The sequence below is a fragment of the Variovorax saccharolyticus genome, assembly GCF_030316765.1.
In the GTDB taxonomy this organism is placed as follows: Bacteria; Pseudomonadota; Gammaproteobacteria; order Burkholderiales; family Burkholderiaceae_C; genus Variovorax; species Variovorax saccharolyticus.
The window spans coordinates 180,086-204,690 of the sequence record NZ_JASZYT010000009.1; the positions used below are offsets into that span (position 1 = coordinate 180,086).

Annotated in this window: 26 protein-coding genes; 12 read left to right on the plus strand and 14 right to left on the minus strand. The window is 70.7% G+C overall.

Annotation, left to right across the window (positions count from 1 at the left end; translation table 11 throughout):
• Nucleotides 1–6: 6 nt before the first annotated feature.
• The 4 genes from QTI45_RS25575 to QTI45_RS25590 are packed head-to-tail and all read right to left on the minus strand — an operon-like array spanning nt 7 to nt 3,888.
• On the minus strand, nt 7–987 hold the full coding sequence (locus tag QTI45_RS25575; RefSeq protein ID WP_286656287.1) for a Bug family tripartite tricarboxylate transporter substrate binding protein: 981 nt from the start codon (nt 985–987) through the stop codon (nt 7–9).
• Nucleotides 988–1,012: 25 nt separating this feature from the next.
• Nucleotides 1,013–2,155, minus strand: coding sequence for a CaiB/BaiF CoA transferase family protein (locus QTI45_RS25580; RefSeq protein ID WP_286369514.1), 1,143 nt, complete (start codon nt 2,153–2,155; stop codon nt 1,013–1,015).
• Nucleotides 2,152–2,961: a citryl-CoA lyase gene (locus QTI45_RS25585; RefSeq protein WP_286656288.1), complete on the minus strand. Its 810-nt coding sequence runs from the start codon at nt 2,959–2,961 to the stop codon at nt 2,152–2,154. The genes QTI45_RS25580 and QTI45_RS25585 overlap by 4 nt, the downstream gene beginning before the upstream one ends.
• Before the next feature lie 39 nt (nt 2,962–3,000).
• Nucleotides 3,001–3,888, minus strand: a complete 888-nt coding sequence (locus tag QTI45_RS25590; protein ID WP_286656289.1) for a dioxygenase family protein — start codon at nt 3,886–3,888, stop codon at nt 3,001–3,003.
• Between the two features lie 106 nt (nt 3,889–3,994).
• Here QTI45_RS25590 and QTI45_RS25595 point away from each other — a divergent pair, with 106 nt between their 5' ends.
• A complete protein-coding gene (locus tag QTI45_RS25595) occupies nt 3,995–4,903 on the plus strand; it encodes a LysR substrate-binding domain-containing protein (protein WP_286656290.1) in 909 nt (302 codons plus the stop codon).
• Nucleotides 4,904–5,208: 305 nt separating this feature from the next.
• On the opposite strand, the gene QTI45_RS25600 is transcribed toward QTI45_RS25595, so the two are convergent.
• Nucleotides 5,209–6,027, minus strand: coding sequence for a transcriptional regulator (locus QTI45_RS25600; protein ID WP_286656291.1), 819 nt, complete (start codon nt 6,025–6,027; stop codon nt 5,209–5,211).
• A 90-nt stretch (nt 6,028–6,117) separates the two neighbouring features.
• On the opposite strand from QTI45_RS25600, the gene QTI45_RS25605 reads away from it, so the two are divergent.
• Genes QTI45_RS25605 through QTI45_RS25630 form a run of 6 tightly spaced genes read left to right on the plus strand, consistent with a single transcriptional unit; the run spans nt 6,118 to nt 11,906 of the window.
• The gene (locus QTI45_RS25605) at nt 6,118–6,273 is read left to right on the plus strand and encodes a hypothetical protein (RefSeq protein ID WP_286656292.1); all 156 of its coding nucleotides are present in this window, start codon (nt 6,118–6,120) and stop codon (nt 6,271–6,273) included.
• Nucleotides 6,274–6,298: 25 nt separating this feature from the next.
• Complete coding sequence (locus QTI45_RS25610; RefSeq protein WP_286656293.1) at nt 6,299–8,185, plus strand: AsmA family protein; 1,887 nt, start codon at nt 6,299–6,301, stop codon at nt 8,183–8,185.
• Nucleotides 8,186–8,228: 43 nt separating this feature from the next.
• Entirely contained in the window at nt 8,229–9,449 is a 1,221-nt protein-coding gene (locus QTI45_RS25615; protein ID WP_286656294.1) for a helix-turn-helix domain-containing protein, read from the plus strand.
• Nucleotides 9,450–9,487: 38 nt separating this feature from the next.
• Entirely contained in the window at nt 9,488–10,165 is a 678-nt protein-coding gene (locus QTI45_RS25620; RefSeq protein ID WP_286369521.1) for a Vgb family protein, read from the plus strand.
• Nucleotides 10,162–10,959 carry a DUF899 domain-containing protein gene (locus QTI45_RS25625; RefSeq protein ID WP_286656295.1) on the plus strand — a complete coding sequence of 266 codons (798 nt, stop codon included), beginning with the start codon at nt 10,162–10,164 and terminating at the stop codon, nt 10,957–10,959. The genes QTI45_RS25620 and QTI45_RS25625 overlap by 4 nt, the downstream gene beginning before the upstream one ends.
• Nucleotides 10,935–11,906: a LysR family transcriptional regulator gene (locus tag QTI45_RS25630; protein WP_286656296.1), complete on the plus strand. Its 972-nt coding sequence runs from the start codon at nt 10,935–10,937 to the stop codon at nt 11,904–11,906. Before QTI45_RS25625 ends, QTI45_RS25630 begins: the two co-directional genes overlap by 25 nt.
• Here the strand turns inward: QTI45_RS25630 and QTI45_RS25635 are convergent.
• Nucleotides 11,870–12,616 carry an aldolase gene (locus tag QTI45_RS25635; protein ID WP_286656297.1) on the minus strand — a complete coding sequence of 249 codons (747 nt, stop codon included), beginning with the start codon at nt 12,614–12,616 and terminating at the stop codon, nt 11,870–11,872. The genes QTI45_RS25630 and QTI45_RS25635 overlap by 37 nt on opposite strands.
• Nucleotides 12,617–12,649: 33 nt before the next feature.
• Nucleotides 12,650–13,642: a Bug family tripartite tricarboxylate transporter substrate binding protein gene (locus QTI45_RS25640; RefSeq protein WP_286656298.1), complete on the minus strand. Its 993-nt coding sequence runs from the start codon at nt 13,640–13,642 to the stop codon at nt 12,650–12,652.
• 133 nt (nt 13,643–13,775) lie between these two features.
• Here QTI45_RS25640 and QTI45_RS25645 point away from each other — a divergent pair, with 133 nt between their 5' ends.
• Nucleotides 13,776–14,447, plus strand: coding sequence for an alpha/beta hydrolase family protein (locus tag QTI45_RS25645; RefSeq protein ID WP_286656299.1), 672 nt, complete (start codon nt 13,776–13,778; stop codon nt 14,445–14,447).
• A 155-nt stretch (nt 14,448–14,602) separates the two neighbouring features.
• The gene (locus QTI45_RS25650) at nt 14,603–15,037 is read left to right on the plus strand and encodes a hypothetical protein (protein ID WP_286656300.1); all 435 of its coding nucleotides are present in this window, start codon (nt 14,603–14,605) and stop codon (nt 15,035–15,037) included.
• Nucleotides 15,038–15,085: 48 nt separating this feature from the next.
• On the opposite strand, the gene QTI45_RS25655 is transcribed toward QTI45_RS25650, so the two are convergent.
• Nucleotides 15,086–15,841 (minus strand): DeoR/GlpR family DNA-binding transcription regulator, encoded by a 756-nt coding sequence (locus QTI45_RS25655; RefSeq protein ID WP_286656301.1) that lies wholly within the window; start codon nt 15,839–15,841, stop codon nt 15,086–15,088.
• 100 nt (nt 15,842–15,941) lie between these two features.
• Here QTI45_RS25655 and QTI45_RS25660 point away from each other — a divergent pair, with 100 nt between their 5' ends.
• Complete coding sequence (locus QTI45_RS25660) at nt 15,942–16,592, plus strand: NUDIX domain-containing protein (protein WP_286656302.1); 651 nt, start codon at nt 15,942–15,944, stop codon at nt 16,590–16,592.
• Here QTI45_RS25660 and QTI45_RS25665 read toward each other — a convergent pair.
• The gene (locus QTI45_RS25665) at nt 16,577–17,512 is read right to left on the minus strand and encodes a fatty acid desaturase (RefSeq protein WP_286656303.1); all 936 of its coding nucleotides are present in this window, start codon (nt 17,510–17,512) and stop codon (nt 16,577–16,579) included. The genes QTI45_RS25660 and QTI45_RS25665 overlap by 16 nt on opposite strands.
• 181 nt (nt 17,513–17,693) lie before the next feature.
• Between QTI45_RS25665 and QTI45_RS25670 the strand changes: the two genes are divergently transcribed.
• Nucleotides 17,694–19,304, plus strand: coding sequence for a rhodanese-like domain-containing protein (locus tag QTI45_RS25670; protein WP_286656304.1), 1,611 nt, complete (start codon nt 17,694–17,696; stop codon nt 19,302–19,304).
• A 147-nt stretch (nt 19,305–19,451) separates the two neighbouring features.
• On the plus strand, nt 19,452–19,880 hold the full coding sequence (locus tag QTI45_RS25675) for a VOC family protein (RefSeq protein ID WP_286369530.1): 429 nt from the start codon (nt 19,452–19,454) through the stop codon (nt 19,878–19,880).
• On the opposite strand, the gene QTI45_RS25680 is transcribed toward QTI45_RS25675, so the two are convergent.
• Genes QTI45_RS25680 through QTI45_RS25700 form a run of 5 tightly spaced genes read right to left on the minus strand, consistent with a single transcriptional unit; the run spans nt 19,881 to nt 24,602 of the window.
• Nucleotides 19,881–20,492 carry an alkylhydroperoxidase domain protein gene (locus QTI45_RS25680; protein WP_286656305.1) on the minus strand — a complete coding sequence of 204 codons (612 nt, stop codon included), beginning with the start codon at nt 20,490–20,492 and terminating at the stop codon, nt 19,881–19,883.
• Between the two features lie 16 nt (nt 20,493–20,508).
• A complete protein-coding gene (locus tag QTI45_RS25685; RefSeq protein WP_286656306.1) occupies nt 20,509–21,009 on the minus strand; it encodes a CMD domain-containing protein in 501 nt (166 codons plus the stop codon).
• On the minus strand, nt 21,006–22,082 hold the full coding sequence (locus tag QTI45_RS25690) for a putative FMN-dependent luciferase-like monooxygenase (protein WP_444813309.1): 1,077 nt from the start codon (nt 22,080–22,082) through the stop codon (nt 21,006–21,008). The genes QTI45_RS25685 and QTI45_RS25690 overlap by 4 nt, the downstream gene beginning before the upstream one ends.
• Nucleotides 22,009–23,715, minus strand: a complete 1,707-nt coding sequence (locus QTI45_RS25695) for a dipeptide ABC transporter ATP-binding protein (RefSeq protein WP_286656308.1) — start codon at nt 23,713–23,715, stop codon at nt 22,009–22,011. Before QTI45_RS25695 ends, QTI45_RS25690 begins: the two co-directional genes overlap by 74 nt.
• Nucleotides 23,712–24,602: an ABC transporter permease gene (locus QTI45_RS25700; protein WP_286656309.1), complete on the minus strand. Its 891-nt coding sequence runs from the start codon at nt 24,600–24,602 to the stop codon at nt 23,712–23,714. The genes QTI45_RS25695 and QTI45_RS25700 overlap by 4 nt, the downstream gene beginning before the upstream one ends.
• Nucleotides 24,603–24,605: the final 3 nt, after the last annotated feature.

Below are 24,605 nucleotides of genomic sequence, written 5' to 3' on the forward strand. Positions count from 1 at the left end.
GACAGGTCAATCGACCTGGGCGCCGGAGCGCTTCACGAGGCCCGCCCACTTGACCAGCTCTTTCTGGTTGAAGGGCTGCAGGTCTTCGGCGCGCATCTGGCCCGGTTCCACGCCCTGCTCGCGCAGCCGGGTCATGAGCTCGGGCTGGGCGAGCGCGGCGGCAGCGGCCGTGCGCAACTGCGCCAGAGCGGCGGCGGGGGTGGCCGCCGGCGCGTAGAGCATGAACCAGGCGACCAGGTCGAAGTCCGCGATGCCCTGCTCCATCAGCGTCGGCACCTGGCTCGCCGCGGCGCTGCGCAGCGCGCCGCTGGAACCCAGCGCACGCAGCTTGCCGGCCTTGATCTGCGGCATCACGGCGGCCGGGTGATAGAACATGAAGTCGACCTGCGAAGCCATCACGCTGGTCAGCGCCATCGCGCCCTCCTTGTAGGGCACGTGCAGCATCCGGCCGCCCAGCCGCTGCGCCAGCAGCTCGCCGGCGAGGTGGCCGGAGGTGCCGTTGCCGGCAGAGGCGAAGCTGACGCCGGCCGGCCGGGCCGCCGCCTCGGTCAGGTCCTTGAGCGACTTGATCGGCGAGTCGGCCGCCACCACCAGCAGGGTCGGCGTGTAGCCGACGAAGGCGATGGGCGCGAAGTCGCGCAGCGGGTCGTAGGGCAGCTTGCTGAACAGCGCCGCGTTGATCGCATGCGTGCCCACGGTCCCCATCACCAGGGTGCGGCCGTCGGCTGCCGACCTGGCGACCAGCTCGGTGCCGGTCGATCCGCCCGCGCCCGCGCGGTTGTCGACCACCAGCGTCTGCTGCAGGTTCCTGCCGAGCCCCTCGCCGACGATGCGGCCGACGGTGTCGGTGGTGGTGCCGGCGCCGAAGGGCACGACCATCCGGACCGCTCCCCTGTTGTCCTGCGCCATCGCCGCCGCGCCGGCCAGCAGCGCGCCCGCGGCCAGGGCGGCGGCGCCAAGCCGGCGAATCCTTGTCTTCAAGGCCATGTCGTGTCTCCGTCCCGTCGTTGTTCTATTTCCATCGGCGCTTGAGCGCGGCGCGGATCTCGTCGCTGTGCTCGCCGAGCATCGGCGGCGGGCGCACCTCCAGCGCGCGCTCGCCATCGAAGCTGACCGGCGAGCGCACCGTGCGGAAGAGCCCCATCACCGGATGCTCGGCCGAGGTCATCAGCTGCAGATGCTTCGCCTGCGGGTCCTCGAGCGCCTCGCTGGTGTCGTACATCGGCGCGTTCGGCACGTCCTCGCGCTGCAGGCGGCGGCACCATTCGTCGCGCGGCTGCGTCAGGAAGCGTTCGCCCAGCAGCCGGATCAGGGTCTCCTGGTTGTCGATGCGCGCATCGCGGGTCGCGAAGCGCTCATCCGCGAAGATGTCCGGCTGTTCGATCGCGACCGCGAGCCCGCGCCAGAACTTCTCGGGCGACGACATGTGCAGCGCGATCCACTTGTCGTCCGCGCAGCGCAGCACATAGGACTGCGAGACGCTGGGCCGGCTGTACGGGCCCATCACTTCGTCGACCTGGAAGAAGTGCGTGAAGGCATCGAGGTTGAAGTGCGCCATGGCCTCGAGCATCGACACCTCGACCTTGCGCCCGACGCCGGTGCGGCTGCGCTCGAACAGCGCGCCCAGGGCACCATAGGCGGCATAGAAGCCGGTCAGCGAATCCGCGATGGCCGGGCCCACCACGCGCGGGTTCTCGGGGTTCACCAGCAGGTGCAGGAAGCCGCTCGCGGCCTGGGCCACGGTGTCGTAGGCCGGCCGGCCGGCGGCCGGTCCGGTGGCGCCGAAGCCGCTGATCGCGACATAGACCAGCTTCGGATTCAGCGCCTGCAGCCGCTCCGCGCCGACGCCGAGCTTTTCCGCCACGCCGGGGCGGAAGTTCTGGATGTAGACGTCGGCTTCGGCGATCAGCGCGTCGAGCACCTCGCGGTCGGCGCTGGTCTTGGTGTCGAGCGTGATGCTGCGCTTGTTGCGGTTGTAGGTCTGGTAGTGCGGACTGTAGAGCCCGTTCTTGAAGGCGCGGAAGGGGTCGCCCGTGACCGGCTGCTCCACCTTGATCACGTCCGCGCCCAGGTCGCCGAGCAGCATGCCGGCCGCCGGACCGGTGATGAAGGTGCCCTGCTCGACCACCTTCAGGCCGTGCAGCACCTGGATCATGCCGGGTGCCCTCCGAATCCTGCGGGCACTTCGCCGTCGTACAGCGCTTCGCGCGTCGCCTGGTAGGACAGCGCGAAGCCGATCGGCTGGCGGATCTCCTCGACCATGTGGGCGATCAGGCCCGCGGTGCGCGCGAGCATCGGCACGCCCTTGAGCCCTTCGACCGGGAAGCCGGCGCCGAGCAGCACGGCCGGGATCGCGCCCGAGACATTGAGCTTGAGCGGCTTGCCCAGAACCTCGGGCAGCAGGGCTTCGGCCGCCTCGGCGATGGCGACGAAACGCAGGTCGGTGCCGGCCGCGCGCGCGGCGTCGAACAGCGCGCCGACGCGCTCGTCGCGTTCCTTGTGCAGCGGATGGCCGAAGCCCGGAACGGATCGCCCCGCCGCGCGCCAGGACTTCATCACCTCGAGCGCGGCGTCGTCGATGGCCGCGCCGGCCTGCACCCTGGCATCGATCTCGCTGAACATGCGGCCGGCGGTCTCGGAGGAGCCCAGCACCACCGAGCCGCAACCCAGGATGCCCGCCGCCACCGCGCCCTGCATCGCATCGGGCGCCGCGGCGAAGGTCATGCGCGCGGCCTGCACGCTGGGCACCAGACCGTGTTCGGCGATCGCCACCAGCGTGGCGTTCAGCACGGCCGACTGTCCTGCGGTGGGCCAATGGCCGGTGAGAAGCAGAAAGAAGTGGTCGACGAACGACACCTTGCCGATCAGCTCCTTCGACAGGTCGTGGCCGCGGATGACGATGCTGTGGGCGTCCGAGGTGCTGATGGACGTGCGGGGCACGGTGGCCTTGCCGATCTTCATGGGAATCCTGGGTCGAGTGGATGGGGGTGCGGCCGCGTCTCAGGCCGGCACCGGCGCGAGGCGGACGTCGAAGCTGGCCGAGTGGTAGGGCACGCGCATCTCGCGGCCATCCACGGCCCTGCCGGGCGCATGGGTCTCGAAGTCGACCACCAGGCTGTCGCGCTTGCCAAACACGGCGTCGGCATCGATGTAGGGGCTGCCGCCGACGAACAGCTGCGTGGTCAGCGTCACGTGGCCCGGCGCCGACACCTGCAGGTGGATGTGGCCGGGGCGGAAGATGCTGCGATCGGTGGCGCGCATCATCTCGCCCACCGGGCCGTCGTCCGGGATCGGGTAGTAGGCGGGGCGGATCGACCAGAACCAGTAGCGCCCCTGGGCATCGGTGTGGAAGCGCCCGCGCGCGCCCATCGTCGGCTCGCTGCTGAGCTGCACGTCGTACTTGCCGTTGCCGTCGCCCGACCAGATGTCGAGCAGCGCACCGGCCAGCGGCTCGCCGCGCACGTCGGTCACGCGGCCCATGTAGAGCGTCGGCTCGCCCAGCACGCCCTCGGCGATGTCGGCGCCCAGCGCGAGCTCGGGTGCACCGGCCCAGTAGAACGGACCCTCGACCGTGGCCTCGGTGGCCTCGGTGGCGCCCTTCGATTCGCCGCAGGCGCGCGCCTGCGCCAGCGCCACCACCATCATCGACAGGCCGATCGTGTCCGACAGCAGGATGAACTCGGGCCGCTTGTCGGTCGAGATCTGCCCGGTCGCCTCGAGGAACTTCATGCCGGCGAGCCATTCCTCGGGCTTCAGGTCGACTTCGCGCGCGAAGGCATGGACGTGCCTGACGAGCGCGCTCATCAGCTGGCGCAGACGGAGGTCGGGCGTCTTGCCGAAGGCCTCGAGCACATCCTGCGTGATGCTGTCCTGGTTGTAGTCGGCCATGCTGTTGTCTCCTGATGGGGCGGACGATAGGCGTCTGCCGACGCGCCGACAAATGATTACTTTCCATCGATATCATCGATGGCATCGATCATTAGCAGGGGTTTTCATGGAGATGAGGCATCTGCGCTACTTCGTCGCGCTGGCCGATTGCCTGAGCTTCACGCGGGCGGCCGAGCGGGTTCACGTCACCCAGTCGACGCTCTCGCACCAGATCAAGCAGCTCGAGGACGAGGTGGGCCAGCCGCTGTTCGAGCGCATCGGCAAGAAGGTTGTGACGACCGAGGCCGGGGAACTGTTCCGGGGCTTCGCCTCGCGCGCGCTGCGCGAGGTCGACCAGGGCGTGGCGCTGCTCAAGCCGGGCGCCGGCAACCTGACGGGCAAGGTGCGCATCGGCGCGACCCACACCTTCAACATCGGGCTGATCCCCGAATGCGTGGCACTGTTCCTGGCGCGCCATCCGACGGTGCGCATCAGCGTCGAGGAGCTCGCGGCGGAGGTGATCGTGGCCCGGCTCGCGGCCGGCGAACTGGACCTGGGCATCGCCTACAGACCCGAGGATCCGACCGACCTGTGGTTCGAGCCGCTCTACAACGAGGAGATGGTGCTGGTCGTCTCGCCCGAGCATCCGCTGGCCGGCCGCAAGCGCATCCGCATGGTCGAGCTGCACCGGCAGGACCTGGTGCTGGTGTCGACCGCCTTCTCGACCCGCACCATGCTCGACGAGTGCTTCCGGGCCTGCGGCGCCGAGCCGACGGTGGTGGCCGAGATGTCGACCGTGGCGCCGATGCTGGCGCTGGTCGCGCGCACGATGATCGGCTCCATCGTGGCGATCAACGCGGTGCCCGAGGGCATGCCGGGCCTCAAGGTGATTCCGCTCGAGAGCCCGACGCCGGTGCGCACGCCCGGCATCCTGTGGCGGCTCGGCGAGAGCAAGCCAGCGGCGGTGCAGTCCTTCGCGGTGATCCTGCGCAAGACTGCGTTGGGGAACAGCTTGCGAAGGGAGGGGCCGGGTTGAAGCGGGTGCAACACGGAAGCTGATTAAGGCGCGGACGAAACCGCCACACTTCGGGTCCGAGCCCAAGCGTATGCGGCAGCAGTTGGAAAACGATGTACCGGTTCGTCGATCGATAGCCATTCCATCGCAGCGCGGCCAGGCACAAAGCGTGTGCAGCGTTGTAGGCCAGGTCGAAGCGGCTCTCCAGCGCGAGGGATGTATTGATCGCGTCCTGCAACCTCGCGTTGCCCGAGCGCTTGAGGCCGGCGAATTCCTTGACGTCCGGAGGCTCCGCCTTGAGCGGTTTGCCGGGGCCGCTGAGGTTCTCAAATGGCGAGGTCACTTTCGCCTCCGATGATCCATATCTTGGGCTGATCCAGCACCCGAGTCAGAAAGGACTCCTGGGCGGCCACGCGCTTCGCGAACTCCTTGCCGGTCAGGATGGTCGGATTCACCGTGCGACCGAGGGCGTTGCTGACGACGTCCAAGGCCAGGAAGAGATCCCCGTAGCCCAATGCGTCGCTGAGCACCATCAAGTCGACATCGCTGCTGGCGGTGTCGGTCTTCTTCGCGACCGAGCCGTAGACAAACGCCGCCCTGATCTGGCCGGCCAGGGGTTCCAGCGCCTCGCGCAGCGGCTCGGCCAGGCCGAAGGTCTTCTGGGCGATGCTGCACAGTTCCGCGAAGATCGGCGACTCGGGGTCGGCCTGATAGTGCCTCTGGTTGCCCACCGCCCTGACGCTGACCAAGCCACTCTGCGCGAGGCTGGCCAGCTCGCGCTGCACGGCGCCCGAGCCGCTCCCGGCCAAGCCGATCAGCTCGTTGGCGTAGAAGCTGCGCGACGGCTGACCGAACAGCAAACCCAGCACGCGTTGCCGGGTGCCCGAAAAAAGAGCGTCCGCAAGGCTGGTTTGCTGGGGGGGATCGCCGTATTCCGTACCCATATTGGGCATGACTATACCCAATTCGGGCATGCATACCTCGGGGCACCTGCTCGCGATCGTGCCAATGTCGCCGGTCAGCTCATGCGTACCCCCAAGCCACCGGCCCAGGTAGGACGCGTCCGTCGCATCCTCGCGCTCGCCACTGAGCTCGACGCCGCCTCGCCCATTCCATATTCTGCTCACGGACCCGGCAAAACCCATGGGTACTCCGGGACCGCGAGGCCCTCCGTACGAACGCATGTCGTCGGAGGGCCTTCGTTTTGACTTGTCGGCGATGCAGGAGATCGAAAGATGGAAGTGGGCGTCTATGGCTTTGTGGCACTGTCCGCGGTGCTGGTGACCGGAGTGGCCGTCTATCTGGGCAGGCGGCGCCGGGCCGACCTCGCGCAGGAGATGGAGTGCCAGCTGAAGAAGTCGGCCGAGACGATCCGCGGTCCCCTGCGCTGAGTTCCCGAGGGCCCAGAATGCGCGGATGGAGACCCAACCCCTCCGCGACGGCCCTGGCCGCGCGTGGCGCCTCGCAAGCCGCGCGCTGATCGCGCTGTGCCTGCTCGCCCTGCTGCTGGCGGCGGCGTGGTACGCGCTGCGGCGAGCCTATCCGCCGGAGCGGCTCGCCGCGATGCTCGCCGAGAGCGTCAGCGCGGCAACCGGCCGCGCCTTCCGCATCGACGGCGATCTCACGCTGCACTTGCTGCCCAACGTCACGATCGCCGCCAACGACGTCGCGCTCGCCAATGCCGAGTGGGGCGCCGAGCCCGACATGCTGCGGGCCCGGCACGTCGGCTTCGACATCTCCCTGCGCGACCTGCTGTCGGGCACGGTGCGCATCCAGAGCGTCGACATCGAGGGCGCCGAACTGCGCCTCGAATCCGACGGCGCCGGCCGCTACAACTGGCGGATGGCGCCGTCCGGCGGGGGCAGCACCGGAAGAGCCGCGCCGAGGATCACGCTGGACCGGCTGCAAGCCACCGACACCCGGATCAGCTACCGCCAGGGCCGGGAGGGCACCAGGCTGGAGCTCGAGATCGAATCGCTGGTGGCCGCAGCAGCCGACGAGCACAGCCAGTTGAATGCGCGCCTCGCGCTCCAGTCACAGCGCTGGACCCTGAATGGCCAGACTGGTCCGCTCGACGCGCTGCTGGCCGGCACCGCCACCTGGCCGCTCGACCTGCGCGCCAGCACCGACGGCGCCTCGGCGGCGCTGAAAGGGAGCATGGGCACCGGCCCGCACGCGGGGTCGCTGGATGCCGAGGTGTCGCTGAAGGTAGACGAGGCGAAGGCGCTGGCACTCCTGGGCGAAGCGGCGGCGCTGGTTCCGCTGCCTCTGGACTGGCACACGACCTTGGTGCATTCACCCGGTCAATGGCGCGCCGACGCGATGCAGCTGTCGCTGGCCGGCCAGCGCCTCACCGGCAGCGCGACGCTGCGGGCCGGCGCCGGCGCACCGTTGAAGTTCGAGGCCTCGCTCGCGGCCGCCGCGTGGCGCGTCGAGCACCTGCCCGCGCTGTCGGCGATCCAGGTCCGCGTCGCCTTCGAGCCCGGACGCCTGCAGTTCGATCCGCTCAGCTTCGCCATCGCCGGCGGCCAGGCCCGGGGGCAAGTCCACGTCGCGCTGCGCCCCGATGCCGCACCGCGCGTCGACCTCCAGTTGAGCGCCAGATCGATGGCAGTCGACGCCCTGGAAGATGCCCAGGGCGGCAACCGCTACTTCAAGGGCGGCCGCGCCAACCTCGACGCCAGGCTGGCGATGACCGGCCGCACGCCCTGGGCGCTGGCCGGCACTGCCACCGGCGAGGCGCTGCTGACCGCCCGCGATGTCGGGCTGACCGGGCGGGCCGCCTCGCTGGACCGCAAGCTCGTCGCGCGCCTGATCGACGCCCTGATCCCGACCGGCCAGCCGCGCGAAAACCTCGCGGTGCAGTGCGCGGTCGTGCGGCTCCCGCTGCGCGACGGCGTGGCCGCCATCGACCGTTCGATCGCGATCGAGACGCGGCAAATCGCGGTCTCGGCCAGCGGCGAGATCAACCTCGCCCGGCGCACCCTGTCGCTCGCCTTCCGGCCCCAGGTCAAGCGCGGCCTCGACCTGAATCCGGGCAGCCTGGTCGAGTTGATGCTGCTGCAGGGCCCGCTCGAGGCGCCCGAGCTGAGCGTGAATCCGCGCGGTGCCGCGCGCCAGGCGGCCAACGTGGGCGTGGCGGCCGCGACCGGCGGGATCTCCCTGCTGGCGCCGATGCTGCGCTCCGCCGCCGGTGAAGCATCGGCCTGCAGCCAGGCGGAGCACAAGGGCACGGCCACGCCCTCGAAGACCGGCAAGCAGGAGCCGGAACGCCGGCTGCTGCCCTGGCCGAAGGCGCGCTGACATCGGTCGATAGGGCCGGGGCGCGGCGGGTTAACCTGTCGCCATGGATTCCCTGATCGCCGCCTCCGCGCGGGCTCTCGCCGCCGGCGACGCGATCGGTGCCCTGAAGCGGGTCGCGCTGCGCGACGACCCGCCGGCGCTCGCCCTGCGTGGCATCGCCATGGCCCAGCTCGGCGAGCATCCGCGTGCGCGCGAGCTGCTGCGGCGCGCGGCGCGCGGCTTCGGTGCCCACGAAGAACTGGCCCGCGCACGCTGCGTCGTGGCCGAGGCGGAGGTGGCGCTGGCCATGCGCGACATCGGTGGCTCGCCGCGCCCGCTGGCGGCCGCGGCCGCCACGCTCGAAGCGCACGCCGATCGCGCCAATGCGCTGCAGGCGCGGCTGATCGCGATGCGCCGGCTGCTGCTGCTCGGCCGCTTGGACGAAGCCGCGGCCGCGCTGGCGCCGCTCGACACGCGGGACCTGCCACCGGCGCTGACCGCGGTGGCCGAGCTGGCCGCAGCCGAGATCGCACTGCGCTCGCTGCGCACCGGCCCCGCGCAGGCGGCGCTCGCCCGCGCCCATGAAGCGGCCGATCGGGCGCGCGTGCCGGCGTTGCAGGCCGAGGTGGCGGAGGCCAGGGCCGCGCTCGATCGACCGGCGGCGCGGCGGCTGCTGGCCGATGGCGAGCAGGCGCTGCGCCTCGACGAGGTCGCTGCGCTGCTGGGCTCCGGCGCGCTGGTGGTCGACGCCTGCCGGCACGGGCTGCGCGCCGGCGACGCCTGGCGGCCGCTGGCACGGCGGCCGGTGCTGTTCGCCCTGGCGCGCGCGCTGGCCGAGGCCTGGCCGCGCGACATCGACCGGGACGCGCTGATCGCCCGCGCCTTCCGGACCCGCCATCCCGACGAGACGCATCGGGCCCGCCTGCGGGTCGAGATCGGCCGCCTGCGGGCGCTGGTCGCCGAGCTGGCAGCGATCGAGGCCACGCCGCAAGGCTTCGTCCTCAGGCCGCATGACGCGCGCGAGGTCGTCGTGCTGGCGCCGCCCATCGACGGCGAGCTGGGGTCGGTGGTGGCGCTGCTCGCCGACGGCGCTCCCTGGTCGACTTCGGCCCTGGCCCTGGCACTGGGGGCCAGTCAGCGCACGGTGCAGCGCGCGCTGGTCGACCTCGAGGGCGCGGGACGGGTGCGCTCGATCGGCCGGGCGCGCGCGCGGCGCTGGCTGTCGCCGCCCCTGGCCGGATTCACGACGCTTTTGTTACTCCCCGCCGCGCTGCCGATTGAATAGAGTTGTCTCCAGGCAGCGCGCATCACAAGGAGTCGACGATGAGCAGCAGGACAAGCCAGGACAGCCCCCCGACCCCGGTGCGTGCAGCGCAGATCGTGCGCGAGTACGGACCTTTCGCCGGCGCCGGACAGATCCACGGCATCACGCACGATGGCCAGCGCGTCTGGGCCGCCACCGGCGACCGGCTGGTGGCCTTCGACCCCGCGAGCGGCGAGCCCACGCGCACGCTCGACCTCGCCTGCGACGCCGGCACCGCCTTCGACGGCCGCTATCTCTACCAGATCGCCGAGGAACGCATCGACAAGATCGACCCCGCCAGCGGCCGCGTGCTGGCGTCGATCCCGACCCCGGGACACGGCCACGACTCGGGCCTCGCCTGGGCCGAGGGCAGCCTGTGGGTGGGGCAGTACCGCGATCGCAAGATCCACCAGATCGACCCCGAGACCGGCGCGATCCGGCGCACCATCGAATCCAACCGCTTCGTCACCGGCGTGACCTGGGTCGATGGCGAGCTGTGGCACGGCACCTGGGAAGGCGACGAGAGCGAGCTCCGGCGCATCCATCCGGACAGCGGCGCCGTGCTCGAGCGCCTCGAGATGCCGCCCGGCGTCGGCGTCAGCGGCCTCGAGTCCGATGGCGCGGATCTCTTCTACTGCGGCGGCGGCGCCAGCGGCAAGGTCCGCGCCGTGCGGCGTCCCGCGAGGAGCACCCCATGAACACCGGCATGCCCGAAACCAAGGCCGCCGGCCATCCCGTCGTGTCGCGCGACCGATGGCTGGCCGAGCGCAGGATGCTGCTGGCGCGCGAGAAGGAGCTGACGCGCCTGAGCGACCAGATCGCCCGCGAGCGCCGCGCCCTTCCCTGGGTGCGCATCGAGAAGCCCTACGTCTTCGACGGACCCACGGGGCCGTGCACGCTGGCCGAGCTCTTCGAAGGCCGGCGCCAACTGGTGGTGCAGCACTTCATGTTCGGCCCCGGCTGGGAAGAAGGCTGCAAGAGCTGCTCCTTCATGGCCGACCACGCCGACGGCGCCCGGCCGCACCTGGCGCAGCGCGATCTCACGCTGGTGGCCGTGTCGCGCGCGCCGCTGGCCGAGATCGAGCGCTTCCGCCGCCGCATGGGCTGGCAGTTCAACTGGGTGTCTTCGCACGCCAGCGATTTCAACCACGACTTCGGCGTCAGCTTCACGCCCGCGCAGTTGGCCACCGGCAAGGTCGACTACAACTACGTCATGCAGGCCTTCCCGGCAGAGGAAGCGCCCGGCATCAGCGTCTTCTTCAAGGACGACACGGACGCCGTCTTCCACACCTACTCGACCTATGGGCGCGGCGTGGAACTGATGATGGGCGCCTACGACTTCCTGGACCTCGCGCCCAGGGGCCGCGACGAGGACGGCCTGACCCACACCATGGAATGGGTGCGCCACCACGACCGCTACGCGCAGCAGCCGGCGCCGGCCCCGGTCACGCAGGCCGCAGGCGCTGCGTGCTGCGCCGCCCGCGCCCGCTGAGCGCCGCCGCCCCGCGCTATGCTCCGGCGGCGGCCATCTCCGCCACCTTCCTCATGCCCGACCACGACCGCCTGCTGAGAACCTTCCTCGTCGTCTCGCAAAGCGGCTCGCTGCGCAAGGCCGCCGACACGCTCGAACTGACGCCGCCGGGGGTCAGCAAGCAGATCAGCGCACTGGAGAAGTCCCTGGGCGGCCCGCTGTTCAAGCGCCACGGCCGCGGCATGGATCTCACGCCGCTCGGACGCCGGCTGGCGGTCGATGCCGGCGGCGGCTTCGCGCTGCTCGATGCGGCGCTCGACGCCGCGCGCAGCGCCTCGTCCACCGCGCTGCGCAGCGTCTCGATCGCCACCGTCAACACGCTCGCGGCCTATCTGGTGCCGGCAGTGGTCGCCGCGCTGCGCCGGAGCCATCCGGAACTCGTGGTCCGGGTCGACAACGCGAGCTCGCCCGACGTGGTCGACCAGGTGCTGCGCGGCCACGCCGACATCGGCCTGGTGTACGACCTCGCGGTCGACACCGACGCGGTCCACCTCGTACGGCTCGGCACCGAGAACCTCAGCGCCTACGGCAGTGCCTCGGCCGCGCCCGGCCCGGCCGGCGACATCGGCCTGGCCGAGCTGGCGCGCAGGCCGCTGATCGTGCCGCCCCGCCCCTATGCGCTGCGCCGGGTGATCGAGCGCGAACTGCCGGGCCCGCTGTCGATCGCGGCGGAGTGCAATTCGGTCAGCGTGTCGCTCGACCTCGCCGCTGCCGGCGTCGGCACCACCATCCTGCCGAGCGCGCTGCCGGAGGCCGCGGTCTCGCCGCGCGGCCTGCGGCGCATGCGCATCGCCGGCGGCAACTTCGACCGCGAGGTGGTGCTGATCCACCTGGCCTCGACCCCGCCGGGCCGGGCGGTCGCCGCCACGCTTCAGGCGATCGAGGACTTCGCGGCGCGCCTGGCCTGACGCGCCCAGTAGGCGAAGGTGGCGTTGACGATGGCCGGCTGCAACAGGAAGTCGTGCGCCTCCCGCGCGGCCTCGGGCTCGACCGGCTGGATCGGGCCCGCGGCCAGCGCATCGAGGCACATGCGCGCATTGCGCTCGGCGAACACGTTGAGGTAGATCGCCTCCTGCATCGTCGCCCCGGTGCAGACCGCACCGTGGTTGACCAGGAAGGCGGTGCGCTTGCCATGCAGCACTTCGGAGATCAGCGCGCCCTCCTCGTCGCCGGTCGGCACGCCCGGCCAGCGCGCCAGGAAGCCGCAGTCGTCGTGGAACATGGCGGCGTCCATGTGCGCCACCGGCATCGGGATGCCGAGCATCGACAGCGCCGACAGCGCGGGCGGATGCGTGTGCACGATGGCCTTGACCTGCGGGTGATGGCGGTAGATCCAGCTGTGGAACAGCGCGCCGGGATTGGCCCGGCCACTGCCCTCGAGCGTCTTCAGCTGCGCATCGACCAGCAGCACGCGGCCGGCCTCGGCCTCGTCCATGCCGGTACCGAGCGCGAGCGTGAACATGCGCCCGGAATCTCCGTCGCGCATCGTGATCTGGCCGGCGAGCCCGGCCGCGTGGCCCTGGGCCGCCAGCACCAGGCAGGCGTCGACGAAGGTGTCCATGTCGGCGGCCGCGCGCGTGCCGGGAAGCTCGTCGAGGACCAGTGTCTTGTCTGTCATTGCGTGTCTCCTTGCATTCGTTGCTTCGACCGTTCAATCCTCGAGCTTGATGTTCCGCTGCCGCACCAGCAAGCGATGGGCCTCGAGATCGCGTTGCATCAGGGCAGCGAACTCCGTGGCGTTGCCGCCGAAGGGCACGAAGCCGATATCGCGCAGGCGCTTGCCGGTGTCGGCGTTCGCCATCACGGTGGCGAGCGCCGCCGCCAGGCGCGCCGACGCCGCGGGCGGAAGGCCCGCCGGGGCGATCAGTCCGACCCAGGGCGCGAACTCGAAGTTCTTCAACCCGGCCTCGTCGAAGGTGGGCACCTCCGGCATCAGGGCGCTGCGCTCGCGGGTCGCGACGGCGATCGCCTTCACGCGCCCGTTCTTCAGGTACTGGCTGCCGAGGTTGGTGTCGATGAAGGTCAGCTGCACGTGCCCGGCCACCACGTCCGCCAGCGCCGGCGCGCCGCCGCGGTAGGGCAGATGGGTCACCAGCGCGCCCGACTGCTGCTTGTAGCTCTCGAAGGCCAGGTGCGGCGGGCTGCCGACACCGGCCGACGCATAGCTCAGCTCGGCCGGATGCGCCCTGCTGTAGCGCGTGAGTTCCGCAGCGCTGGAGGGCTGCAGCGACGGGTGGGCCACCAGCACGAGCGGGATCCGCGCCACCGTGCCGATGTAGCTGAAGTCGCGGGCAACGTCGTAGCTGATCTTCTTCTGCAGCACCGGGTTGACGGTCAGCGCGCCGACATCGAGCAAGCCCAGCGTGTAGCCGTCCGGGGCGGAGCGGGCGATGGCCTCGGCGGCCAGCATGCCGCCTGCGCCCGGCTTGTTCTCGACCACGACCGGCTGCTGCAGCGCGCTGGCGAGCCGCTCGGCCAGCATGCGCGCGACCGTGTCGACCGCGCCGCCCGGCGCCTGGCCGATGACCAGCCGCAGGGGACGCTCGGGGTAGGCGCTGGCGGCGGCCTGGGCCAGGGCGAAGGAGCCGAAGCTCGCGAAGGTGCAGAGCACGGCCAGTGAACGAAGCAGCTTGCGTCGGCGCATCGTGGGTCTTCCTCGTGGGGTTTGTTCGAGAATCGAGTCTAGGCAGCAGCCGCCGTCTTGCAGCACACATTGGCACATGTCTGCGTTGACGTCAGGTTAAGGTTCGCGGCGAACACAGCCCGAGGAGCGACGCATGGACACCGAAACACGACCGACCACCCTCAGCCTCGACGATGCCGAGACCGTCTCGGGCCTCGTGCAATCGCCAGCCACGCCGCGGGCCTGCTATGTGCTCGCCCATGGCGCCGGCGCCGGCATGTCGCATGCCTTCATGGCCGCGGTGGCCGATGGCCTGGCAGAACGCGGCATCGCGACCTTGCGCTACCAATTCCCCTACATGGAGCGCGGCTCGAAGCGCACCGACTCGCCGGCGGTCGCCCACGCCGCGGTGCGCGCCGCCGTGGCACACGCCGCGGGCCTGTTCCCGGCGCTGCCGCTGTTCGCGGGCGGCAAGTCCTTCGGCGCCCGCATGAGCTCGCAGGCGCAGGCCCTGGTGCCCCTACCGGGGGTCGAGGGGCTGGTGTTCCTGGGCTTTCCGCTGCACCCGGCGGGCGCTCCGTCGAGCGACCGGGCGCGCCATCTGTTCGAGGTCCGCACGCCGATGCTGTTCGTCCAGGGCACGCGCGACAAGCTCGCGGAGTTCGGCCGCATCGAGAAGCTGGCGGCCGAGCTCGGCCCGCTGGCAACGCTGCTGCGGATCGACGAGGCCGACCATTCCTTCCATGTGCTGGTGCGCTCGGGCCGCAACGACGCCGAAGTGATGCAGCAGATGCTCGACGGCGCCGCAGCCTGGATGGTGCGCTGAAGCCCGGGCCCGCCGTGTCCCCAAAGAGGAGGAGCGTCGCCTTCGCTGCCCCACGAACAAGGGATGCGGGCGCCTCGACCCCACCCTAGGCTGGGATCGTCACTCGTGGCAAGGGGTGCCGCGAGGACGCTCAACCACAACCTGGGGAGAATCTCATGAAGAAGACACTGATGATTGCGAGCCTGATGACAGTGGCCGTGCGGGCCGTGGCCGCCGACTACTCCTACGCAGCCGAGAACACTGCGAATCGCTCTCCGACGGTGCTGGCCACGGAACGCGCGGCAGTCGAGGCCGAGCTCGCACGGGCGACGAAGAGTGGCGACCTCTATGGCCTGCATGGCTCGCCGTTCAAGCGTGTCGCGCCGCGCTACTACCCGGCAGATCCGCCGGTCTACAGCAAGACCGTGACGCAGGCGCGCGCCGAGCTTGCGCGGGCGATGCGCAACGGCGACATGCTCGCGGCCAACGAGACCGGACTGACGATGAATCAGCTGTCGCCCAGCGTCTATGCGAAAGCCAGGCAGGAGCCCGCCGAGCAGCTGGCGGTAGATCCGGCCGAAGTCGACGGCGCCACTCAGCCGGGCGAATGAGGCGCCTGCCGGGCGGCTCCCGGGTGCGGGGCCGCCGCGCGCGTCGCCTCAGATGCGTCGCAGCTTGACGCCGCGGCTGCGCAGCGCCCGGGCAACGCGCTCGGGCGTTGCCCGGGTGACGGCGAGCAGGCTGATCTCGGCCAGCGGCGCGACGACGAAGGGCGACGCGGCCATCAGTTTCTCCGGCGACGCGAGCACGATCGTCTCGGCCGCACGCTCGTGCAGCGCACGCTTGACGGCCGCCTCCTCGGCGTCTCCCGTGCTCAGGCCTGCATCAGGATGGACGCCCGTCACGCCGAGAAAGAACAGGTCGGCGCGCAGGCGCGACGCGGCGTCGATCACCGCCGCACCGACATGGACCATCGAGTGGCGGAACAGGCGACCGCCCAGCACGATGATCTCGATGCCCGGATGCGCGGCAAGCGCCACCGCCACGTTGGGGCTGTGGGTGACGATCGTCGCTCGCAGGCCCGGCGGCAACTGCCGCGCGACCTCCAGTGCCGTGGTTCCGCCGTCGAGGATCACGACCTGGCCGGGCTGGATCAGCGAGGCGCCGAAGCGCCCCAGCGCCGCCTTGTCGGCGACCGACACCTGCTGGCGCACGGCCAGGTCGCCCATCGCGACGGAAGCCGGCAACGCGCCACCATGCACCCGCTGCAGCTTGCCCTCCGCGGCAAGCTCGCGCAGGTCGCGCCGGATGGTGTCCTCCGAAGTGCCGAGTTCGCCCGCGAGGTCCTTGGCGACCAGTTGGCCTTCGGCGGCGAGGCGGGCGAGCAGCAGGTTCTTGCGTTGGGTCGTGAGCATGGGAGCGAGGGCGAGGATCTGAAGCGCTTCGCATGATTTTGCACGACATTGCACGTTTATCGACATTGCACGATACTGCACGAACTCGCACAATCTCGCCATGCCTTCCACCCATACCGATCCCCGTCCTTTCGTCGGCAATGCCCGCCTGCGCATCCTCGAGGAGCGCGTGCTGGCCCACGACTGGTTCCTGCTGCGCAAGACCACCTTCGAGATCCGGCGCCGCGACGGCCGGGCCCAGGTCGTCAGCCGCGAGACCTACGACCGCGGCAACGGCGCGGTGCTGCTGCTGTTCAATCCACAGCGCGGCACGGTGATCCTGACACGCCAGTTCCGCTTTCCGGCCTATGTCAACGGCTGCGCCGACGGCCTGTTGATCGAGGCCTGCGCCGGGCTGCTGGATGGCGACGACGCCGAGTCGGCGATCCGTCGCGAGGTGGCGGAAGAGACGGGGTTCGTGGTGACCGCGCCGCGCAAGGTGTTCGAGGCCTACATGAGCCCCGGCTCGGTCACCGAGAAGCTGCACTTCTTCGTCGCCGCCTACGACGACGGGGATCGGCTCGGCGAGGGCGGCGGTGACGCCGCCGAGGGCGAGGACATCGAGGTGATCGAACTCCCGCTGGCGCGCGCGCTGGAAATGATCGCCGACGGCGAGATCGAGGACGGCAAGACGATCATGCTGCTGCAGCATGCGGCGCTGACCGGGCTCGCGAATCTCCAGCAGTCAACGGCAGCTCACCACTGCGGGTGAACCGGCCGGAAGACCGGCCGCCACAGGTAGCGGCGCGCGATCTCGACGTAGCCGCGGTAGTAGAAGTTGCCGTTGGCTTCCAGCACCGCGGCACGGTTGCGGCGGAAGTGGCCGGGAATCTCGTACCACGGCATCGTCGGCGAGCGGTGATGCACATGGTGGAGGTTGTTGTAGAGATAGAGCAGGCCGAACATGGCGTTCGACTCGACGATGGCGACCCGTTCGTGGGGCGCGTCGCCCCAGCGGTGTTCGGTGAAGGAGCGCAGCGCCCCGAGCATCATGCTCGGATAGACGAAGTACAGCAGGTACTCGCCGAGGCCCATGCCGCAGACCCGTGTCACGTACCAGACGATCGGTGCGACGCTGGCCGCATGCACGAGCCAGATCGCGGCATGCGAGAAATCGCCGGCGGCCAGCCGGCCCGCCTCCGACCACGCCATCTTGAACAGGCGCAGCCAGGGACCCACCGTCACCCGGAAGGCGAGCGTCTGGTTGGCGGCGACGATCGCTCGCCGCAGCGGGCCGTAGCAGTTCCACGCGGCTGCCGAGTGGTAGACGCTTTCCGTGTCCCGCTCGGGGTGGGTGAGATGGAAATTGACATGGTGGCTGCTGTGGCTGCGGTGGTACAGCGGGTAGGGAAGCCACAGGTTGAGCGGCGGCCAGACCAGTGCCCAGCGCAGCGGCTTCGGAATGTTGCGCAAGGCGTGGATCGCCTCGTGCTGCAGCGAGGAGTGAAGTTGACCGAGGCAGCCGCCCATCGCGAAAAGCAGCACACCAGGCACATGCGCATGCCCATGGACCAGCGCTGCCCAGGCCGCATAGAGCAGCATCGCCAGCACGAGCGTCGGCACCTCGAAATGCCGCCACCAGCGAACGGTGCGGGCAGTGGCCAGGGAGGGCGGGCGGGCGGGCGTGGTCATCGGAACGGATGCAAGGGGCTGCCTGATGTTGCCGCCGCTGGTCCGATCCGCTTGCGCCCATTGCGCATGAGCACATGCGCAAAGCGTCGTTGTCCGCAGCGCGCCATTTGCCTACAGTCGCAGGCATCCTCTGGCCTCCGGGCCTCCATGGCGAGCCCGCCTCCTTCGCCTCCCGATGCCCATGGCTTCAACCTTCAGCCGCGACGCGTCCATTGCGCCGCAGGCACTCCAGGAAGCGCTGCTGGGCGGCGCTGAACTCGCATTGCTGGACGTGCGCGAGGCGCGCGCCCATGTCGCCGGCCATCTCAATCTCGCGCGTCTGGCCCCGCTGTCGACGCTGGAACTCGAGGTGCGGGCGATGGTGCCGCGCCTCGGCACGCCGGTGGTGCTGGTCGACGCCGGCGACCCCGGGGGACCGGCATCGCGCGCTGCGGCCTTGCTCGGCCGCCTCGGCTACCGGGACGTGCGCGTGCTCGACGGCGGTACCGGCGCCTGGCAGGCCGCGGGATTGCCGTTGATCGACGGCTACGGAACCTTGGTCAAGGCCTTCGGCGATCGCGTGCGCCTGCACTACGCAACGCCGGCCCTCGGCGGCGACGCCTTGCGCAAACGCCAGGACGCGGGCCTGCCCGTGACCGTGATCGATGCGCGCCCGGCCGGGGAATACGCCTTCCTGACGCTCCCCGGCGCCAGCAACCATGCCGGCACCGAACTCGCGCTGCGCCAGTGGCCGGCCGAGCCGCAGGCCCCGCCCTGGGCGGTCAACTGCTTCAGCCGCACGCGCGGCATCATCGCTGCCACCACGCTGCGCCTGCTCGGCCATCGGGACGTGCATTTCGTCGAGGACGGCGTGATGCAGTGGGCGCTCGACGGCGCGCCGGTGGTACAGAACGCACGGCCCGGAATCGAACTGCCGCAAGCCGGCGACGAAGAGCTGCAGCGTCGCGCCGATGCGCTGATCCGGCGCTACGACTTGCCGCTGCTGCGCCCCGATGCGATGCGCCGTCTGCACGACGCCGACGATCGGACGCTCTACGTCTTCGACCTGCGACCGACGGCCCGCATCGACGATTCGATCGCCGGCGTCCGCGCCGTCCCCGGCGGCCAGTTGCTGATGCATTTCGAGAACCTGGTCGGCACCCGCCACGCCCGCATCGTGCTGCTCGACGATCCGCACCGGCTGCGCGCGGCGGTCACGGCCTTCTGGCTGCTCCAGCTGGGCCAGGCCGAGGTCTACATCCTCGACGGTGAACTGCCGGCCGGCTGGCGCGCAGAGGGCCCTCTTCCGGACCCCACCGCGGCCGGCGTCGGGCCCGGCCTGTCCCCGGCCCGGCTGGCCGCGCTGCTGCGCACCGACCCCGAACGCACGCGGGTCATCGACGTCGGGCCGAGCGCGGATTTCGAGCGCGCGCACCTTCCGCGCGCACGCTTCCTGCTGCCCTTCACGCTGGATCCACTGGCAGCGCTGCTGCGGGACGCAGATCGCATCGTCTTCAGTTCCCCCGATGGCCGCGCTGCGCGGCTGGCGGCACGAGACGCGCGCGAGCGCTGGCCCGCGAGCGAGTTCGACTGGCTCGCCGGCGGCACCCTGGCATGGCAGGCGGCGGAACTGCCGGTCGAGCAGGCCTGGGAACCCGCGCAGCTGCTCACGCCCTTCGAGGACGACTGGGGCTCCGTCATGCGCGTGCCGGCGGCACGCCGGGACCGCGCATGGGCCGACTACCTCGCCTGGGAACGCGGCCTCGGCGAACGCGTCGTGCGCGACCCCGCGGTGCGCTTTCGGCTCTGGTAGCCGCGCCAGCACTTCGCGGCGCTGCTGCTCGCGCCGGTTGACCCCCGCCCGCCGCACGGCCAAGAATGCCAACCCCGACCCACCATGGAAGCCCGAAACGCCCGCACGGCGAGCGCGACGACTTCGTTGAAACAAAGGAGCGCATGAATGGAAACACAAGAGCTGCACCGCGGGCGCCTGATCGATCACATCCAGCTCGTGGTGCGCGATCTCGCCGCGAGCCAGGGCTTCTACGAGGCCGTGTTGAAGGTGCTGAAGGTTCCGCTGGGCGGCGCCGGCGAGGGCTATTTCTGGGCCGACGAGCTGTTCGTTTCGACGGCCGACAGCGAGGCCGCGCAGGGCAAGCTCACGGGTCGCCATCACCTGGCTTTCCAGGCCGGGGACAAGGCGACCGTCGATGCCTTTCACAAGGCGGCGCTCGCGCATGGCGGCACCGACAACGGCCCGCCCGGCGAGCGGCCCTACCACCCGGGCTACTACGCCGCCTTCGTGCTCGATCCCGACGGCAACAACATCGAGGCGGTCTTCCACGGCGAGGCCAGGCGCAGCGCGCCCTCGGTCAAGGTGACTTTCTGATCACGCGCCTGCCGGGGCGGGTCCCGGCTCGCCCAGCGACAGCATCAACCGGTTGGCCCAGTTGAAGAAGGCCGCGCCGTGGATCACGTCCGAGATCGCGAGATCGTCGAGGCCGACCGCACGCAGTGCCTCGACATGGGTCGGCCCGAAGGCGATCGGCGTCGACGACAGGGCCACCGAGGCCGCGACGATCGCGTCCCAGCGCGGATCGAGCGCCGCGCCCACGCCTTCATCGAGCAGGCGCTGGACATCGGCCGAACGCGGCGAGAAGTGCGAGGCGAAGCGCGCATGCACCGATGCGCAGTAGATGCAGCCGTTGTAGCGCGAGGTTGCGGCTGCCGAGAGCTCGCGCTCGGCACGCGGGAGGCCGGCCTCGGGGTTGTAGAAGATGTCCTTGTCGGTGCGGGTGCGGGCGCCGAGGATGTCGGGATCGCGCGCGAGCAGCATGAAGTACGGCGACTTGGCGCGCGATGCATCGACCAGGCCGGCCAGGTGGCGATCGGTCAGCTGGGACTCGGGCAGCGGTTCGAGCCAGGGCAGCCAGTCGAGCTGCGCCTGCGTGAAGGCCTTGGGCGGAACGTTGTCCGGGTGCGAGAGGGTTCGGAGGCTCATGGGGGGGGGGTTGGGGTCAGGCGGCGGTGGCAGGAGCGGCCTGGGCCGCGAGCGAGCGCAGGCCGACGACCACCCGGATCTGGAAGCTCAGGAAGGCGACCAGCTGCGACAGCGTGACGATGTCGGTGGTCGACCAGCCGGCATCGAGCAGGGCCTGGAGGTCTGCGGCCCTGGCATCGCGCGGATGCAGCACCAGCAGGTGCGCGTGCACCAGCGCAGCGGCCAGCCGCGCGCCGCCTTTGGCAGCGCCCACCCGCGACAGCCCCTCGGCATAGAAGGCCGCCAGTTCGGCCTGCCCGTGCAGTCCGGCCACGAAGACGGCGACGGTGAAACGCTCGGCGCCGATGAACTGCGAAGCCTCGCCGGCGGCCGGCGCGGCCGGCTCGAACAGCGCCAGATAGCTTTGCTGGGCATGCAGGCGCGCCTGCGGACGATTCGCGCGGAGGGTGTCGAGGGTGTCGCCGGACACAGTGCCGGTGAGGTGGTCGATCACGTCCGGAATGCTGGACAAGGTCATGCGATGGCCTGTTGGGTTGAAAGAGAAGATGAACGGGTCTTCGCCGGTCCCTGCCAGCCGAGCGCGGGCGCGACCTCGGTGGCGATGAGCTCGATCGAGCGCAGGATGTGGCGATGCGGCGGATCCACCGAATGCACCTGGCACACCAGGTCGGTCACCTGCGCGAGGGTGGGATCGGCCCGCAGCGAAGCGATCACCTCGGACGGCGTGCCGACATGCACGTCCTGGCGCGCGATCAGCTCGTCCAGCGACGCATCGGCGCCGGGACGGTCCGGGCCGGCCTGGCGGGCCAGGCTTCGGCGCAGGCCCTCCTCGGCCAGGCGGCGCGCGAGCGCGCGGTCGTCGGCGACAAACACCGAGCGCGATCCCACGATGCGCTCGGCGCGTCCCGCGGGCAGCGCCGCGCGATAGGCCTCGATGATCGGCAACTGCAGGTCGGCGAGCGTGGCCTCGGGTGCCTCCGGCGCACGCGGCTGCGTGCGCGACAGCATCAGGCCGTCTCCGGCCAGCCCGGCCCGGGCACCGCCCGTGACCGAGAAGCTGGCCTGCCAGATCCGGTCGAGCAGCTGCGGCGAGGAGGGATAGAGCCGATCGCCGCCGGGAAGCGGCCGCCCGGCCCAGGCGTCGCGCACCAGCGCGAGGTGCTTCGCGAAGACCTCCGCGCGCTGCTCGCTCTGCAGGCCGAAGGCCGTAAAGGAAGACGGCGTGCCGCCGGTACCGACGCCGAACTCCAGCCGCCCGCCCGCGATCAGGTCGAGCACCAGCGCGTCCTCGGCGACGCGCACCGGGTTCTCCAGCGGCAGCGTGACGATGCCGGTACCGAGCCTGATGCGCTGCGTGCGCGCCGCCACCCAGGCCAGGAAGACCAGCGGCGAAGGCAGGCCGCCCTCCGCCTCGTGAAAGTGATGCTGAGCGACCCAGGCCGCATCGAAGCCGAAGGCCTCGGCATGCACGATCTGCTCGGTGACCAGGCGCAGGCGCTCGGCGGCGGTGGCGTCGTCAAGAAGCCTGCTGAAGAAGCCCAGGCGTCGGAGTTTGGACAAGATGAGAGTTCCTTTTGCCGGGGATGGCATCGATGAGTTCACGCGTGTAGGGACTGCGGGGCCGGAGGAAGACCTCCTCCACGCGGCCCGAGTCGACCTGGCGCCCGTGCTGCAGCACCGACACCGTGTCCGCGATCTGGCGCACCACCGCGAGGTCGTGCGAGATGAAGAGATAGGTGAGGCCGAGCTCCGCCTGCAGGCGCTCGAGCAATTGGAGGATCTGGGCCTGCACCGTGACGTCGAGCGCGGAGACCGCCTCGTCGAGCACCAGCACCTGCGGCTCGAGAACCAGCGCGCGGGCGATCGCCACGCGCTGCCGCTGGCCGCCCGAGAGCGCATGCGGCCGTCGCTGCCGCACCGCGCCCGGCAGGCCGACACGCGCGAGGATCTCGCTCACCCGGCGCTTGCGCTCCGATGCCTCCAGGGGCTCGAAGTTGCGCAGGGGCTCCTCGATGATCTCGAAGATGGTCTGCCGCGGATCGAGCGATCCGAACGGGTTCTGGTAGACCAGCTGGATCCGGCGACGGAAGCGGCGCAGCGCCTCGACGCGCAGGCCCGCCAGATCGGTGCCCTCGATCAGGATGCGTCCTGCGGTCGGCTGGCGAAAGCCCACCACGTCGCGGATCGTGGTGGTCTTGCCGGAGCCGGACTCGCCCACGATCGCATGCGTCGTGCCGCGCCGGACGCGGAACGACACGCCATCGACTGCACGGAACACCGTGCCGCGCGCGCCGCCGATGGCGAACTCGTGCACCAGGTCCTCGACCACGATCGCGAACTCGCTCTGGTCCTGCAGCGCCGGTCCGGCTTGCGGCCGCTCGGGCCGGAAGGCCGCCAGCGCGAGCGACGGTGCGTCCGACAGCAGTTGCCGCGTGTAGGCACTGCGCGGCTGGCGCAACAGCGCCGGGGTCGGTCCCTGCTCCTGGATGCGTCCGCCCTGGAGCACCACGATCCGGCTGGCGCGGTCGCTCGCCACGCCGAGGTCGTGAGTCACCAGCAGCACCGCGGTGCCGAAGGCCAACCGCAGCTCGTCGATCAGGTCGAGGATGCGCTTCTGCACGGTCACGTCGAGGGCACTGGTCGGCTCGTCCGCGATGATCAGGGCCGGCTGCAGCGCGATCGCGATCGCGATCAGCACGCGCTGCTTCATGCCGCCCGACAGCTCGTGCGGATACTGGCGCGCCCGCAGTTCGGGTTGCGAGAGCCCGACGCGCGCCAGCAGTTCGACCACCCGTTCGTCGAGCAGGCGGCGCTCGACCCGGCGGTGGATGCGCAGGATCTCGGCCACCTGCTCGCCGACCGTGCGCACCGGGTTCAGCGAACTCGTCGGGTCTTGCGGAATCAGGCTCACGGTGCTGCCGCGGATGCCGTCGAAGCGCTTGTCGGACCAGCCCGCGACATCGGTGCCGTTGAGGCGGATCGCCCCATGCTCGAGCTGGCCGTTGGCCGGCAGCAGGCCGATGACGGCCTGCGCCGTGGTCGTCTTCCCCGACCCCGACTCGCCCACCAGCGCCACGATCTCGCCCGGATGGATGGCGAAGGACACGTCGTGCACCACGCGGTGCAACTGGTCCTTGTCGCGGTAGCCGATCGCGAGCCGGTCAACCTCGAGCACCGGCGACACCGCGAGGCCCTCGGGCCTGAGGGCGACGACGCTGCTCACCGGCGCCCTTTCGACAGCGCCACGCTGATGCGGTTGGCCGACAGCACGACCGCCACCACGACCAGGCCCGGCACCGTCGTGAGCCACCAAGCGGTCGAGATGTAGTTGCGGCCCTCGGCGATCAGCAGGCCCCACTCGGGCGTCGGCGGCGGGGCGCCGTAGCCCAGGAAGCCCAGGGTCGAGATCGACAGGATGGCAGTGCCGAACTGCAGCGCGGCCATCGCGACCACCGAGGTCATCGAGTTCGGAAGCACATGCCGCCAGAGCACGCTGCGAAAGCGGCCGCCGCTGCCGAAGGCGGCCTCCACGTACTCGGCGCGGCGCACCCGGACCACCTCGGAGCGCACCAGGCGCGCGAATGCCGCGACCGAGGCGACGCCGACCGCGAGCGCCGCGTTCAGCGTGCCGAAGCCGAGGATGATGATGATGCTCAGGGACAGCAGCAGCGAAGGCACCGCGAGCAGCACATCGACGATGCGCATCAGCAGGTCCTCGACCCGTCCGCCGACCGAGCCCGCGACCACGCCGATCGAGGTGCCCAGCACCAGCCCGACCGTGACGGCCAGGAATGCGCCCGAGAGCGAATGCACCGCGCCATGCACGACGCGTGCATAGAGATCGCGGCCCAGGCCGTCGGTGCCCAGCAGGTGCGAGGCGCCGGGCGCGAGCAGATGCTGGCCGGAGCTTCCCTGCACCGGGTTGTAGCCGGTGAACGCGCCCGGAACCAGCGCCCAGGCCGCCACCGTCGCGATCACCAGCCAGGCCAGCAGCAGGCCGGGCTGCACGCTGCGCAGCACGCGCCAGCCGGCGCGCCAGCGCAGCGCGACCGCCGGAAGCGCCCGGACGGGCGTCTGCGTCTGCGTCTGGTCTTCGAATGTGATGCTCATTTT